Below are 14831 nucleotides of genomic sequence, written 5' to 3'. Positions count from 1 at the left end.
CGAATGCGGCGAAGAGAAAATTGCAACCCGTGCGATAGTTACGCCGCCCTCTTGTTGCGCCACAACGCCGCGAGCCGATCGCGCTCGTCCTGGTCGAGATGGCTAAGCGATTGATCGACCATATCCATGCCAACCATCTTGTTCCAGGCGGCGATTAGGCGCAGCGTCATCGGACCCGGAGCGCCTTTGCCAATTTTAGCGCCGTTAACGCTGCGCACCGGCACAATGGTGGGGCTGGTGCTGGCGAGAAAGGCTTCTTCCGCCGTGTAGAGGTCAAACGGCGTGAACTCATCCTCAACGATCTCGATGCCAAGCTGGGCCGCAAGCTCAAAAACTGCAACTTTAGTAATGCCGCCCAGCACGTTGCGATCGGTGGGCGTGCATAACTTGCCATTCACCACCAAAAAGAAATTATGCGCGCTGGTCTCGCTTAAGTTGCCATGGATATCGAGCATCAGCGGGATCGCTCTGGGATCGACTTGCTTGGCTTCGAAACTCGCCATGATGTGGTTCATCTTGTTGGTTATCTTGGCCTTGGATTCGACACACTCCGGCGGCACACGCCGGGTTGAGGGAATCACGATGGGCGCGCCTTCGACATAGAAACTGGCAAACTCGGGAAAATTGACGATGACCGAGTAGACCGCCACCGTCGCGCCGCCGGCGACGCGATTGCCGCGCGGCGAACGCAGGCCGCGGCTGACGACTTGCCAGAGGGCCAAATCCTCGTTGGCCGCCAAGAGCGGCCGGTTGCGCTCGATGACTTCGAGCGAAATCTTTTCCATCTCACCCGGCGACAAGCCGCAATCGATGCGCGTGTATTGCAAAGAACGAAACAGCCGCTCGACGTGGTCGCGCAGGCGAAACGGTTTGTGCGCGAAGGTGCGCGTGACGTCGTAAACGCCGTCGCCGGAGTTGAAGCCGCTGTCGAACACCGACACCTTTGCTTGACTCTCGGGCACAAATGAGCCGTTCAGATAGATAATGCGTTCTTCCATAACTTTGTCTCCGTTTACTTTACGCCGTAGGCCGCAAAGAGCTGATCGATATAGCCCGTGCTCTCCAGCCGGCGCAGGATCTGGTCGTCAATTAGATTTTCCGCTTTGATCTCTCCCAGTTTGGGGTTGCGCTGTCTCATCAACCGTTGAATGTTACGCAGCCCTTCCAGCGAGGGAAACGGCTTTTTGTCCATCCCGATCAACATATCGGTGAAACCTTCTTCGGCGTCCTTCTCGCTGACGCGCAAACGGCGCTGCAAAAGTTTCAGCGTTGCCGCCTTATGAGCTGGGCTCGAAACAAAGGCGATGCCTTCAAGCACCGCTTTGACGAAACCCTCCATAAGCTGCGGGCTCTTTTGTATCAGGGCTTGGCGCGCCACTAGACTCGTGCTGGTGATCGGCAACGTGGTCTTGTGAAACTCCGCCAGCACCGGGAAGCCCTTCTCGCGCAGTCGTTTACTAAACACGATATCGGTCACCGTGGCATCGATGCGGTTTGTCACCAGCGCGTGGCTCAACTCGCCTTGGTCGCCGATCACGAGAAAACGAATATCATCTTTGTTACTGTCGATGCCAAGCTTCTCCAGGCCCAGCACCGCGCCCATCCAAAGGGTACCGCCGATGCTGGTGACGCCGAAGCGCTTGCCGCGCAGATCTTCAACCCTTTTGATCTCCGGGCGGGCCACCAAATCGTAGGTCACACGGTTGGTGAGAACGGCTATGATCTTCAGATCTAGTCCACCCGCCGCTGCACCCAAGACGGCCGTGCCACCGGTATAGCCAACGTCCATGTCGCCGGACGCCAGCGCTGCCACCAGCGTCGGCGCGCCGCGGACAAAAATCAGCGTCGGCTCAATGCCATTCTTACGAAAGAAGCCTTGTTCGTCGGCAGCCCAGAGCGGCGAGACGCGCGGGCTGATCGACGCATAGGCAATCACCATCTTGGTCGGCGCGGCCGCGCCTTGGGCAAACTCTCGATGGAAACAAGCTAGCGCGAGAACGACAAACACCGCTCGAAGGTAAACCATGAATATGCTCCTTTCGTGACGGAGAGATGACGAGCCCAAGACCGCCTCACCTTAGTGGAAGCGCGAAACAAGAGTCAAGCGAGAAATTTGTCTGAGAGCGGATTTTTCGCTACGGCGAACAATCTCGGTTGGCAACGTTGCGCTCCACCTGAGCTGACGGCGTGGCAACTCCAAGCTCCGGGGTGGCAATATTGACGATGCTCAACTCGACATGTTCCAAGCGGCGCCGGCCGCCGTGGCGTTGGTTCCAGCGCCGGCATAGATAACCGAGCAGGGGCTCGTGGGTGCTTGCCAGCTTTGCCTCGAAACTCGCCTTGAGAGTCGCGTTGGTCAGGTAATGGGTCCAGCGAAAGCCACCTTGAGCGGATTGAAAGTTTTCCGGCTTGTTCCATACCAGCGGCGTCTCTCGCAAAGCATCGATCTCCGTGCCGTCGATCAATCTTCCTGGCACAACCACCCAGCGCTGCACTCGCGACACGCGCATATACATCGCCCAACCTTCCTGAAAATGCAGCGTATGAGCAATGAAATTGACCCACCTCGGACCGGGGTCTGGGACACCGGCGAGCATGATACCACCCACGTTAAAGACCAACTGCGTCAGCATGTAAAACAGCAATCCGATAGCGAGGCGATCCACCGTCCAGGAAAATCCGACAAGCGCGTATCGAGTCGTAGAAGTTTCACGGCGCTTCGCGCGCGTTTCGAACCATTGCCAAACGAGCGGCGGCAGCGCCGCTGTCCAAGCCGCAATGCCAACAAACTGAAAAATGCCGATCTGCATCGTTGCCTCGATCCCGAGGTGGAATAGCCAAAAAAAACCTACCACCATGAGCCGGCAGACACCGCTGCACCACGGCGAGAACAAAACGACGGGCATCAGGGCTTCGCCCCATTTGACGATATGGGATAGGGGGACGGTAAGATCCGGCTGGAGCGCGAGCCAACTTCCCAGCCAACGAACATTGTCGGGCAAGTTGAGCGCGTACCAAATGGCTGTGCCATCGAACCATTCGGCACCGGTTTTTTTAAATCCGGTCAGCGTGTACGCCACGAAGAGTTGCAATAACAAACCGGCGGCCGCCCAGGAGCGTAGCGTCGTCACCCCCGGCGCCGCTGGACGAAGCGAAAAGCGCGCGCCCGTCGGCAGCAATACACACCACATGAGGAGCAGCAGCAAATAGCGATCGCCAACCATGTACAAAGGCGGGTTGCGATTTTGTAGCCCGGCGAGAAGAAACCAAGCAATGGCCGCCGCAAGGCGCGGTGCGATCCCAAGCCCAAGCAAGACCGCGGCGAACCCAATCAGTGTAAAGCCGGTCCAAAGTAGTAGGGGCGCGTCGGATAATAGTGTAAACGGGGAATAAACTGTGCGCCAATCCCACAAGGTCGACGCCACGGTGGGCGGCAACACGCCGCGAGCACCATACAGAGCGTCCATATCTAGGGCGCGCAAAAGGACATCGGCAAGCACGACCGCCGCGACCGCGATACGAAAACAGCCGAGCGAGCGCAGGTCGAGCTCAAACAGAGCCTTGATGCGAGAAATCATCCAAGAAAGCGAATTTCGGCGCGAGGTTGCACCTCGCCCCCACGAGCACGATTGATTAGAAACTGAGTCTAGTTGGGATTCTTCACCAGCAAGCGATGCAGCTGGCCGATCGCCTGCTTGACACCTTCGGAACTTAGCTCTTCGGCGCTTAGCCAGCGCAGCCCGCGCTCACCGATTTGAAACACACCCATGAGATTTTCACTGAGGGATTTCTGGGTTTCGTCAAAGCGCGCCGACCAAACCACGTCGCCGCGGCACACGTCCACCAATTCGAGGGTGAAGGCCACAGACGCTGGGCTCTTGGCGCCCCACTCTTCGCCGACGCGCTCGCGAAAACGCAGCACCGTTCCGGTCAAGACGGCATCGGCATAGGCCATCTCGCCGACCCGCTGCATGCGCGCCGCCTCGCCGCCCAAACTAGCCGTGTCGACTTCGCGCACTTCACTTTCAGAGACGATCTGCCATTGACCCAGGCTAGCCAGCGACAAATAGAGTTGCCGCGCCAAAATCTCGGGCGCCTCGCGCTCCGTTGCGCGCGGCACGCCAACCGGGGCGGTAAAAGGGATAGCGGCCTTCTGCCCCGCCACTGCGGTCGGTGGCAGCACCGCGATGCGGCGGATCCCGCGGGCCGCCACATCGCTGGAATGGCGGCTCTGCAGATTGCCGCTGGCGGCGCCGCAGCCACAGAGCAACATCAGAAGCAAGAATCGATAGATCATTTCAATCTATTTTGCGGCGCTCTTCTCCGCGGCATTGACGCTTATGCTCAACTCGCGCAGCTGGCGCGCGTCGACCTCCGAAGGTGCCTCGGTGAGCATACAGACGGCGCGCTGGCTCTTGGGAAACGCGATCACGTCACGCAGCGACTTGGCGCCGCTCAACAACATCGCCAAGCGATCGACGCCAAAGGCGATGCCGCCGTGGGGCGGCGCACCAAAGCTCAACGCCTCGAGAAAAAAGCCAAACTTCGCCTGCGCCTCTTCGGCGCCGATGCCCATCAAGCCAAAAATCTTTTTCTGCAGTTCGAGTTGATGGATACGAACGCTGCCGCCACCGATCTCCATGCCGTTCAACGCCAAGTCGTAGGCTTTCGATCGGCTCTTGGCCAGCTCCGAATCGAGCAGCGGCAAGTCTTCATCCAACGGCGCGGTGAACGGATGATGCAACGCCACGTAGCGCTTCTCCTCGGGATCGAATTCCATCAGCGGAAAATCGACCACCCAGACCAGCGCGAACTGATCGGCAGGAATCAAGCCGAGCTTCTCGCCCATGTGCAAACGCAGGGCACCCAGCGCGTCGTTGACGATTTTGAAAGTATCGGCGGAAAACAGCACCACGTCGCCGACTTCGGCGCCGGCGATTTTCTCAATGTCTTTTTGCTCGGTCTCGGAGAGAAACTTGGCGATCGGCGACTGCCAGCCCTGCTCGGTGATGCGCGTGTAGGCGATGCCTTTAGCGCCAAAAGTCGCGGCGAACGGCGTCATGTCGTCGAGGTCTTTGCGCGACAGCTCGTGTTGTTTGGGGATGCGCAAGCCTTTGACGACACCGCCCTTCTCGATGGCGCTGGCGAAAACCTTGGCCTTACAGTGGCGCAGCGCGTCGGTAAAGTCGCACAGCTCCAAGCCAAAGCGCATATCCGGCTTGTCCGAGCCGAAACGCGCCATCGCCTCATGCCAAGTAACCCGCGCAAACGGACGCTTGACGTCGATGTCTTTCAGTTTTTTAAATAACAGGGAAATCATTCCCTCGACGACCTGCATGACATCTTCGGGTTGGACAAAGGACAGCTCCATATCGAGCTGGGTAAACTCTGGCTGGCGGTCGGCGCGCAAATCTTCGTCGCGAAAACATTTAACGATTTGAAAATAGCGGTCGAGCCCGCCGACCATGAGAATTTGCTTAAACAGCTGCGGCGACTGCGGCAGCGCATAGAACTTGCCGTGGTAAATGCGGCTCGGGACCAAATAGTCGCGCGCCCCCTCCGGCGTGCTCTTGGTCAGCACCGGGGTTTCGACGTCGATGAAACCCTGGCCGTCGAGGTAGTCGCGAATCAATTTGGTCATACGGTAGCGCAGCAGCAAAGGGTTTAGGCTTTGCGGCCGGCGCAGATCGAGGTAGCGATATTTGAGCCGGGTGTTCTCGTTGGCGTCGGTCTCATCGTCGATGATAAACGGCGGCACCGCCGAGGCGTTGAGCAAGCGCAGCTCCTGGCACATCAACTCGACTTCACCGGTGGCGAGATTAGGGTTGATCGTCTCGGCGCTGCGCGGCGCCAGCTTGCCGCGCACGGCGATCACGTCCTCGGAGCGGAGCTGTTTGGCCTTTTCGTGGGAAGCGCCGTCGACTTCCGGATTGAAAACCACCTGGCAAATACCGCTGCGATCGCGCAAATCGACAAAGATCACGCCGCCATGGTCGCGCCGCGAATGCACCCAGCCAAACAGCGTCAGCTCTTGCCCAACCGCGTCCTTGCGCGGCTCGCCGCAGTAGCGGCTGCGCTTCCACTCTCCCAACTGATCGCTAAAAACTCGCTCCGCCATTAACTCGCCTTCCTCGCCACCAGCTTGGCCTCTAAAACATCTAAACCGATTTCTTCTTGAACCTTGCTCGCCATGTCGCGCAGCACTGCGATACTTTTCTCCAGCTCATTGTCGCCGACGATCACCACCGTGGACGCCTTGAGTTTGTCGGCGCGGCGCATCTGGCTCTTCAGGCTGCGCGCCTCGGCTTCGAGCTCCACCGCCAAGCCGTTTCGCCGCAAACGGTGCACGACCGGAAACGCCCAATCGCGCGCTTTGTCGCCGAGCCAAGCAAAATAAACGGACGGCTCGGCCGCCGCATCGGTCTGATTTTGCCGCAAAAGCATGGTCAACCGCTCGACGCCCAGCGCAAAACCGACGCCGGGAATCGGCGGCCCGCCGAGCTCTTGGACCAAGCCATCGTAGCGGCCGCCGCCGCCCACGGCGCTTTGCGAGCCCAATAAACTGGTCGTCCACTCGAACGTCGTCCGGCAATAGTAATCCAGGCCGCGCACCATGCGCGGATTGAGCCTAAACTCGACGTGGGTCACCCACAGTAAACGCTGCACAGTTTCAAAATGCTCGCGGCAAGCCGCGCACAGCGAATCGACAATCGCCGGCGCATCCTGCGTCGCATCGATGCAGCCGGGCTCCTTGCAATCCAAAGCGCGCAGGGGATTGCGCTCGATGCGCCGCTGACAGTTGCCGCAGAGCGCAGCTTCACGCTCCTTGAGAAAACCCAACAACTTAGTCCGGTATTCGGGCCGGCATTGGGAGCAGCCGAGCGAATTGAGCTGCAGGATCGGCTCGGTCAAACCCACCGCGGCGAACAGGTCGTTGACCATCAACAGGATTTCCGCATCGATGAACGGATCCTCACGGCCGAACGCTTCAGCGCCGATCTGATGAAACTGACGCATGCGTCCCTTCTGCGGCCGTTCGCGGCGGAACATCGGACCGAGATAATAGAGCTTGCGCGCCGGTTCGACCTTGTACATTTCCGATTCCACGTAGGCGCGCACGACACCCGCCGTGCCCTCCGGTCGCATGGTGACCCTCTCCGCGGGCACGGCGTCGGGGTTGCGGCTGTCGCGGATTTCGAAAGTGTACATCTCCTTTTCGACGATATCGGTGGTCTCGCCGATGGAGCGGCTGAAGAGCTCGGTCTTTTCTAGAATCGGAATGCGAATTTCACCAAAGTTATACGCCGCAAAAACCCGCCGCGCCGCCGCCTCCAGGGCTTGCCACGTCTCCACTTCGCCGGGGAACACATCGGCGAAGCCTCTGATACTGGTTACTTTCATGGGATAACTAGAATTGAACTTAACTAGGACACCATAAGAACCCGGCAAGTTCAAACGGCCGAGGCGTTAGCCGCGGGCGCGGAAGCGATATTCGCGGCTACGGCGGGTCGAACCGTAGAGTTCGGCAAAGAGGAAACCGCGAAACAGCATGATGTAGGTCAATGCCAATCCGAGCACGAAAAGCTCGATGAAGGTCGCCAGGATTCCCGGCATGCCCAAGAGGAGCGCGCTGACAAGGTTCCACAGGAAGTAGCCGCCGATTAAAAGAATGACATTGGGAATAAACCACTCGATCCAATTTTCCCCGATGAACTTGTAGCTGGCGCTGAGCAGCCCCAACCCCGAGGTGCGCGATTGATAAACCAGCTCGGGCACCGGGTTAAGAAAAACATAAACGGCAATTTGCAGCATCAGATAAATCAAACCGCCGTTGGGCACACCGGCGAGCGCCATCGCCGCCAGCCGCATAGGAATCCACAGAATGAAAGCGATGCCGAGCAACTCCCATAGGTAGACAGTGAAGCCTTTGATAAAGTCATCGAAATCGGCCTTGCCCTGCTGAATCATGTTGCCAATCAGGTGGAGCCCGGAGCTGATACAGGCCTGGGCTGCCAAGCCGATCAGAAAACCACCGAGAAACCCGAGGCGCCACGCGATCATGCCCACCGCCGACATCACGATGCCGTAGGCAACCGGCGCGAAACTCACCACCCAGTTCTTACGCACGCACTCCAGGGATTTCTTGAGCGCAGTTCCGTAGAGCCAGAGCGTGATCTGGAGGATTTGCATACAACCGCTTAAATCGATGAGGACTTACGAAAACTGCAGGATCGCTAAACTTTGAAGTTTAGGCTACGGATCGCCGCCCGCTACGCTGTCGAAGCAAACCTTAGCAGGAATAGATTTGCACCTCTTTCTCTTCGATGCGTTTTCCTTTGGTGATCAACTTTACGATGCTGCAGACGTTGCGACCGACATCGGCAAGGTTAGCAACCGGAAAACCGTCGTTGATGTAGCGGCCGATAAATTTCTCATCCCGCATTTGAACTATTTGTAGATATTCTTTGTTATTGCTTTCAAAATAATGCTTCACCCCAGGCGCCGGGCTGTCGATATCTTCTTGCAACGCCTTGGTGATCTTAATGCCGACAAAGAGCCGGTTGCCGCTCTCTTCCATGTTCGTTCTCCTTGTTTAAGCTCACTATTATAACAAGCTTCCCACCAGCTTACGAGCTAAAACGCCATGCCTATGGAAAGATCAGATTGCCCTTTTGATCGCGCAAAAGGCCCCGCCCGTCGCACGACGATGGCATGTTCTCAGGGGCGATCTTCAACTCACTGGCTTTGACGTGGCCGTGAAATGTATCAACCTCAAGCATCTTTTTATTTTCTCGCCATACCCCCCTGGGATCCTTCCCTTCAGCTACATCCGCCATCGCCCTGTGCCAGAGCCGGCGCATCATGATGACGCCACGATCGGAGGTGCCCAAGTGCTCCAAGCGGCGCTCGGGAATCTCTCCCTGGGACTCTTGGATGACGAGATCTTCCAGGGCCGGGATCCCCTCCCAACCAGCATACCTGCGATTGTCGTAGGGTTTGCATTCACCGGGGCCGCGCAGTCCTGGCGGCAGGCCGAACAAGAACGTACCGGGGAAATTGCCCCTACGAAACAGATTATAGCGGAACAACTCGAAGTGGGTATCGTCGATGATGCGGATCATGCCGCCGCCCTCCTGTCGCTCGTCGGTGAAATCGGGCGGAAACCCTGAGCGCACACCAGAAAAACGCCAGTGAATCGGCATGGCCAAAGCCCAGGTGTTGACGAACTTGATTGCCGGATCGCCGGTATCGAGCACCGAAACGGTCTTCATGCCGTAGTCGGTTTCGACAAACTCCATCGGCAGCGGCGCCCAATTTTTGATCGTGAGATCGCTGTAAGGTTTGAGCTCATCCGGCAAATCTCTGACCAACAAGCCATGCAAGATCACCGCATGGCCCATGTCGGCGAAGTTTTCCATCCAGTTGAGATAGTTGTAATTGCGGAAATCCCCCGCCACCACCCGCGGCTCGCCGTCGGTGCGGGCCAACACGTCGATCTTCGGCAGCGGCGGCGGGTTTTCTTTCTCCGGCCCCATATAAGTCCAGATCACCCCACCCCACTCCTGCGCGGGATACCAGAGATGCCTGATGCGAGTCTTGAGATCGCTACCGGCCGGCTCAATCGGCGTATCGATGCAGTGACCGCGCACGTCAAACCGCCAGCCGTGATAGGAACACATGAGACCGTCCTCACGAACCTGGCCATATTCCAACGACGCCAAACGATGCGGGCAGCGAATCCCCAACAGCCCGGGCCGCCCCTGACCATCGCGAAACACCACCAAGTCTTCGCTCAGCATGCGCACAGCGATGGGAATGTCCTTGAGGTCTTCCGCGACACAGACCGGATGCCAGTAGCGCCGCAGCATCTCGCCGCCCTTGGTGCCCGGGCCGGTGCGCGGCAAATCATCGAGTAGTTGTTGGTAGGAACTGAGAGTGCTACTCCCGGTTGCAGCTTTGCTATCGGCCATTCTGACAACCTCCGCCGAGATCGGAACCAAGACTCCGAAACATTTTCAATTTTCCATTAGCGATTTTCAATTACGGCTTGGCGTACTTGCCGGTGCGCTGCGGCGTGTTGCCGTCGAGGCCCTTCTCGTGGCGCTGCAGCCGCGTCTCGCGCGCCCAGGTGCGTTTCAAGTCATCGCGGATCTTCACATGCAACCTGCCCAGCGGCCCGGTTTCAAGCTCGATCAAATCGCCATCCTGAAAAGCGTTCAGTCCGCGGTGATTGGTGCCAAGCGCCAGAATGTCGCCGGGCTCCAGCGGATGGATCGAGCTTACCCACTCGATGCAGCGCGGAATCTTATGCGCCATGTCGCTGGTGTTGTAGTTCTGCATCAGCGTGCCGTTGTTCCACAGCTGCACCTGGAGCTGGTGCGGATCGGCGATCTCATCCTTGGTCACCAAATAGGGCCCGATCGGGCAAAACGTCGCGCGCGATTTCATCTGGTAAAAAGTGTTGCCGCTCGGCGGCAGGCCGCGCGCCGAGCCGTCGATAAAATTAATGTAGCCAAAAATGTAATCCAGCGCCTGCGCCGCCGCAACGTTTTGCGCACGCTTGCCGATGACCAAGGCCAGCTCCGCTTCGCCTTCGAAAATCGTCGCCGGCACGTCGGGCAGAATCATTGTGTCGCCGGCGCCGATGATCGCACTCGGCGATTTATGAAAGGCGTTGATCGGCGCCGGCTCCTTGCGTGTGCCATCCTCCATATAGTTCACCGCCATGCAGTCGATATTGACCGGCCGCGGCAGCGGAGGCCGCAGCCGCACACTGCTCACGGGTTTTCCCTGTCCCTGCGCTGCCTTTTCGAGCGCCGCGCGATACTCAGCAAAGCGCTCGATCAAACCGTTGATCAAATCATGGGGCCCGAGATGGGGAATCGCGCGCACCGCGTCAGTCACATCGACAACCGAGTCACCTTCGACCACGCCGAGTTTGAAATCGTCGAAGAAACATAGCTTCATTTTCGCTCCTTTATTGCGCGGGAACCTGTTCACCAGCGATCCCGGCCCATCGCCCAACGGTCTAAGCTTGCGAGATATTCACGGAACAACCCCATGCGCATCGCCACCGCGCGCCGGCAGCGCTCTTGGCGTTCTTCCGTGATCGCGTAGCGCTTGAGAAAACCTTGGGGCACGCTGCCGTGGCCGGCTTCGTCTTCGGTGATGCGGCGATAGGGCTGCTTGATCCACTCGGGAACGTCCGGCGATTTTAGACACATCTCGATCAGATAATTCGCCACGGTTTCACCGGCCAGCGAAAACCCAGCGATGCGCTCACACGTGTCAGTCAACGCTTCCAAGGCATTGAACATCGCCATCTGCGCCGGCAGCGGTTTATAATCAAAAGGCTCGGCGCCGAGGTCGCGAATCCGATTGGCCAAAAGCTCGGCGTGAACCATCTCTTCATGGGCCGATTCGGCCAGCTTCGCCTTCACATCGAACTCCGGCGTTGTCCGGAGCCAAGTGCCGAACAAGTCCGCCGCGCGCAGCTCGTTAAACAAGCGGCTTTGCATCACCCGAATGCGCTCTTCATCGCTCTTGAGCGGGATGTAGCTATAGGCCGGCGGATTGCCGTCGAGCGACCGGCAGAACTCGTGCACCGGCACTAAAATCGCTTGGAGAAATTCGCTGCTATTCATCACCAAATACTCTGGCGCTGCAGAGCCGCTTCCGATGGCTGGAACCCTGGAACGATTGGAACCGGTTCATACTCGCAGCTTCCAGCCCTTTTTGCGAAATATCGATGCCGTTTCCCTCGGGATCGTGCACGCGATACTCGGCGAACGGAATGCGCGAGGGGCGCGCGGCTCCTTTAGAAACACCAGCCCGTTCGGCGCGCGCCTGCATCTCTTCGTTGCTCTTCACGTGAAAGCCGAAATGGTTAAACCCGATGGGCTCTTCTTTGCGTTGGTATAAAAGCGCCAAATTGATCTCACCGTCAGAGACAAACATCGACGAGCGGTCGGTCTTATCGACCACGGTCATATCGAACAGCTGGCAATAAAAATTCGCCAAGCGTTGCGGATTGGGCGTGAACAACGCCACATGGCGGATCGGCACCGGAGTTTGCTTGTAAGCCGTGTCAAAGGCGCGCGACAACAAACCGATTCGGTTGCCGTCGGGATCGCGCAGCTCATGGTCGATGCTTCGCCAATGACTTCGAGCTCAAAAACGTCGTGGTAAAATGCCGCTAGCTTGGAGGGATCGTTTGCGGCGATGGCGACTTGGCGAAGCTGAGGCATGGCACTCTCCCCTTCCGAAAAAACCGTGCCCCATGCTTAACACAAGCCGGCAATGAAGAAAATTATCCAAGCGCCGGCAGCAAGCGTTTGCCATCGGCGCGCGGCATATTTCCTTTTACCGGCAGCAGTAGACTAAAAACGCTGCCGACACCGAGCTCACTCGACAGGCGAATCGTGCCGCCGAGTGCCGCGGCGAGTTTCTTGCACAAGCCCAAACCAAGCCCGGTGCCGCCATAGGTCCGGCTCGATGAGCCATCGAGCTGGCGAAAGTCTTCGAAAATCAGCTCCTGGTCTTCCGCCTTGATGCCCGGCCCGGTATCGGCCACGGCGATCTCGACGAAATCGCGCCCAGCTTCATGGGTCTTGCGCACTGCCAGTTCGACCTTGCCTTGCTTGGTAAACTTGAGCGCATTGGTCACCAGCTCGACCAAGATTTGCTGCAGCTTCTGACCGTCGCTCTCGATGGCTTCAATGGCGGGCTCGATCTCGATGCCGACTTCGATGGGACGCTCCCGGATCAGCCGTTGCGTCATCATTTTTAGTCCAGCCAAGATTTCGTGCAGCTTGACCAGCTCAAGGTGCGCGGTCGCGCCATCGTTTTCCATGCGCGTAAAGTTCATCAGGTTATCCATCAAGCTGGCTAACTCCTGGCCTTTGTTGATCAGCCGCGCCAGAATTACATTGGCGTCGCCGCTGAAATTTTTGTCGGCCAGGATTTCACCGTAACCGATGATCGTGCTCACCGGCGTGCGGATCTCGTGACAGATGTTGGCGACGAAGTCTTTTTTGATGCGGTCCATCTCGATCAGTTTCTGGTTGGCCGCTTCGGCCTTGCGGTAGGCCTGCACCGACTCGTCATAGAGGCGGCCGTTTTCCAACGAGAGCGCCAGCTGATCCGTCAAGACGGTGAGCAGCCGGACGTCTTCGGCGTTGTACTCGCGCCTCGAGCGCTTGGCGCCAAAGGCGACCAAGCCGCGCACCTGGTTCTCAAAAATCACCGGGACCAAGAGCTCGTTGGCCAAGCCAGCGAAGCTTGCCAACCAATCCTCGCGCCGATTTTGAAAACGTGGATCGGTGGCGATCTCGCTGCGCGAGATCGCGCTGCCGTCGATATCGTTGCGTTGCTGCAACAGATGACATAAACGTGTGGCGCCAGCCGCCGCGGCGTCCTGCTCGGCCGCCGGTGCGATGAGGCACGCTTCGCCGCTGTGTGGTTGATAGGCGAGCGTCACGCTTTCCAACCCCATCCACGCCCTGAGTTTTTCGCAGTAGCCTTCGGCCAACTCCGGCGCCGGCGCGAGGGAGCGCAGGAACAGACTGGTTTGGTTACGCACCCAGACAGGGTCGTAGTCGAGCCGATAAACGTAGCGATCGACGACCGTCTCGATGCGGCGCAGCAACGGGTTGAAGAGCAGCACGACGAGAATGGAAAAAAACAGCGGCACCAACGGATCGTTGGTGAGCATGCCCGCCCAGGGCCCCAACAGGTGAACCACCAGGACGTAGATCGCTAGCAAAGCGACGGTCAGGGCGATCCGACTGACGGCGATCTTCAAAGCGTTGCCCAAATCGAAAAGGCTATATTTGAGCAGCGCATAGGCCACCGACAGCGGGAAACACACCGTTGGCACCAACGCCAAATTATAGGGGATGCGCCACTGAAAAGAGCTGGTCAAAACTGTCGCCACGGTGGGAATAAGAAAGCCAAACAGCGCGCCCACGAACATCACGCGCAAGCGCGAACGATCGAGATCGCTCAAGCTACCGCGCAGCGCCGTGCCGACGATAAATAAGAAACTCAGTGCACCAAAACAGGTAAAAAGGTAACCGGCGCGAAACGCCGCAAACCAAAGATCGAGGGGGCCGAAGAAAGTCGTACTGATGAGGCCGCCTAGCGCCAGCCCCAGCGCATAGAGCACCACCAGCGCCACCGGATGATTGCGCCACATCGATTGGCCACTGGTCAGCAACCAAGCAAGGTGGATCGCCGCGCTGGGCGTCAAGGTCAAACCGAAGATACGCAACTCTTTCGGCAACGCTCCCAACGTCATGAAATCGAAGGTGGCCACGAACCAAACAAAGACCGCGATCACCATGAAGCAAAGCGGCAGCGCCGCCGGCGATGAGGCGCGGTAATAGTAAGGAGCCACACCGATGACTAGAAAAGCCAGGCCCATGACCAGGTAAACGCCAAAGATCAAAAACCAGTCGCTGAAGGCTAGCCGCATGGTTGCCACCGTCAGGTCGACGGTCTTGTGGTGGCGCTCCACCGTGTAGCGAAACAGCGTCCCCGCCGGCGCTTTTTGCACTTGCTCATACAAGTCGGCGCGCCGCTCAAGCGGCGCACCGTTGACCGCCACGACGCGATCGAGCGATTGGATGCCGGCCTTCTGGCCGCTCCAGCTCGGCAGAAAATACGGCCCGACGGTCAGGTTTTCGTGGACAAAAAATCCCGGGAAAGGATTATTGATCGCCCGGATGGAAGCCGCCAATGAACTGCCGAGTAAGACCAGCGCACTGAACCCAATGATCGCAAGTACGCTCCATTGTTGCCGAGCCTGCTGTTGCATAACGCCCCCTTGG

13 protein-coding genes are annotated in these 14831 nt (G+C 58.3%); all 13 read right to left on the bottom strand.

The window, feature by feature from the left end; genetic code table 11:
* Window positions 1–38 precede the first annotated feature (38 nt).
* Complete coding sequence (locus tag FJ145_05965; protein MBM4260975.1) at window positions 39–998, bottom strand: branched-chain amino acid aminotransferase; 960 nt, start codon at window positions 996–998, stop codon at window positions 39–41.
* A 14-nt stretch (window positions 999–1012) separates the two neighbouring features.
* Complete coding sequence (locus FJ145_05960) at window positions 1013–2026, bottom strand: ABC transporter substrate-binding protein (GenBank protein MBM4260974.1); 1014 nt, start codon at window positions 2024–2026, stop codon at window positions 1013–1015.
* A gap of 109 nt (window positions 2027–2135) precedes the next feature.
* Complete coding sequence (locus tag FJ145_05955; GenBank protein ID MBM4260973.1) at window positions 2136–3578, bottom strand: hypothetical protein; 1443 nt, start codon at window positions 3576–3578, stop codon at window positions 2136–2138.
* A gap of 68 nt (window positions 3579–3646) precedes the next feature.
* The gene (locus FJ145_05950; protein MBM4260972.1) at window positions 3647–4297 is read right to left on the bottom strand and encodes a hypothetical protein; all 651 of its coding nucleotides are present in this window, start codon (window positions 4295–4297) and stop codon (window positions 3647–3649) included.
* Between the two features lie 6 nt (window positions 4298–4303).
* Window positions 4304–6118: an aspartate--tRNA ligase gene (gene aspS, locus FJ145_05945; protein ID MBM4260971.1), complete on the bottom strand. Its 1815-nt coding sequence runs from the start codon at window positions 6116–6118 to the stop codon at window positions 4304–4306.
* Complete coding sequence (locus FJ145_05940) at window positions 6118–7401, bottom strand: histidine--tRNA ligase (GenBank protein MBM4260970.1); 1284 nt, start codon at window positions 7399–7401, stop codon at window positions 6118–6120. The genes aspS and FJ145_05940 overlap by 1 nt, the downstream gene beginning before the upstream one ends.
* Window positions 7402–7467: 66 nt before the next feature.
* Window positions 7468–8190 carry a hypothetical protein gene (locus FJ145_05935; protein MBM4260969.1) on the bottom strand — a complete coding sequence of 241 codons (723 nt, stop codon included), beginning with the start codon at window positions 8188–8190 and terminating at the stop codon, window positions 7468–7470.
* Window positions 8191–8290: 100 nt separating this feature from the next.
* On the bottom strand, window positions 8291–8578 hold the full coding sequence (locus FJ145_05930; protein ID MBM4260968.1) for a hypothetical protein: 288 nt from the start codon (window positions 8576–8578) through the stop codon (window positions 8291–8293).
* A 70-nt stretch (window positions 8579–8648) separates the two neighbouring features.
* Complete coding sequence (locus tag FJ145_05925) at window positions 8649–9971, bottom strand: Rieske 2Fe-2S domain-containing protein (GenBank protein ID MBM4260967.1); 1323 nt, start codon at window positions 9969–9971, stop codon at window positions 8649–8651.
* A gap of 70 nt (window positions 9972–10041) precedes the next feature.
* Complete coding sequence (locus FJ145_05920) at window positions 10042–10968, bottom strand: fumarylacetoacetate hydrolase family protein (GenBank protein ID MBM4260966.1); 927 nt, start codon at window positions 10966–10968, stop codon at window positions 10042–10044.
* 29 nt (window positions 10969–10997) lie between these two features.
* Window positions 10998–11645, bottom strand: a complete 648-nt coding sequence (locus FJ145_05915; GenBank protein MBM4260965.1) for a ferritin-like domain-containing protein — start codon at window positions 11643–11645, stop codon at window positions 10998–11000.
* Complete coding sequence (locus FJ145_05910; GenBank protein ID MBM4260964.1) at window positions 11638–12150, bottom strand: VOC family protein; 513 nt, start codon at window positions 12148–12150, stop codon at window positions 11638–11640. The genes FJ145_05915 and FJ145_05910 overlap by 8 nt, the downstream gene beginning before the upstream one ends.
* A 160-nt stretch (window positions 12151–12310) precedes the next feature.
* A complete protein-coding gene (locus FJ145_05905; protein MBM4260963.1) occupies window positions 12311–14818 on the bottom strand; it encodes a GAF domain-containing protein in 2508 nt (835 codons plus the stop codon).
* Between the last annotated feature and the right edge of the window lie 13 nt (window positions 14819–14831).

This window comes from Deltaproteobacteria bacterium (assembly GCA_016874755.1).
Lineage (GTDB): Bacteria > Desulfobacterota > Binatia > UBA9968 > UBA9968 > DP-20.
This window is presented reverse-complemented; position numbering and strand designations above follow the sequence as displayed.

Bases quoted from the DNA above. Each gene is read 5' to 3' on its own strand.
- FJ145_05920 (MBM4260966.1), bottom strand. From the start codon at position 10,968: ATGAAGCTATGTTTCTTCGACGATTTCAAACTCGGCGTGGTCGAAGGT.
- FJ145_05925 (MBM4260967.1), bottom strand. From the start codon at position 9,971: ATGGCCGATAGCAAAGCTGCAACCGGGAGTAGCACTCTCAGTTCCTAC.
- FJ145_05935 (MBM4260969.1), bottom strand. From the start codon at position 8,190: ATGCAAATCCTCCAGATCACGCTCTGGCTCTACGGAACTGCGCTCAAG.
- FJ145_05950 (MBM4260972.1), bottom strand. From the start codon at position 4,297: ATGATCTATCGATTCTTGCTTCTGATGTTGCTCTGTGGCTGCGGCGCC.
- FJ145_05940 (MBM4260970.1), bottom strand. From the start codon at position 7,401: ATGAAAGTAACCAGTATCAGAGGCTTCGCCGATGTGTTCCCCGGCGAA.
- FJ145_05955 (MBM4260973.1), bottom strand. From the start codon at position 3,578: ATGATTTCTCGCATCAAGGCTCTGTTTGAGCTCGACCTGCGCTCGCTC.
- aspS (MBM4260971.1), bottom strand. From the start codon at position 6,118: ATGGCGGAGCGAGTTTTTAGCGATCAGTTGGGAGAGTGGAAGCGCAGC.
- FJ145_05965 (MBM4260975.1), bottom strand. From the start codon at position 998: ATGGAAGAACGCATTATCTATCTGAACGGCTCATTTGTGCCCGAGAGT.
- FJ145_05905 (MBM4260963.1), bottom strand. From the start codon at position 14,818: ATGCAACAGCAGGCTCGGCAACAATGGAGCGTACTTGCGATCATTGGG.
- FJ145_05960 (MBM4260974.1), bottom strand. From the start codon at position 2,026: ATGGTTTACCTTCGAGCGGTGTTTGTCGTTCTCGCGCTAGCTTGTTTC.
- FJ145_05930 (MBM4260968.1), bottom strand. From the start codon at position 8,578: ATGGAAGAGAGCGGCAACCGGCTCTTTGTCGGCATTAAGATCACCAAG.
- FJ145_05915 (MBM4260965.1), bottom strand. From the start codon at position 11,645: ATGAATAGCAGCGAATTTCTCCAAGCGATTTTAGTGCCGGTGCACGAG.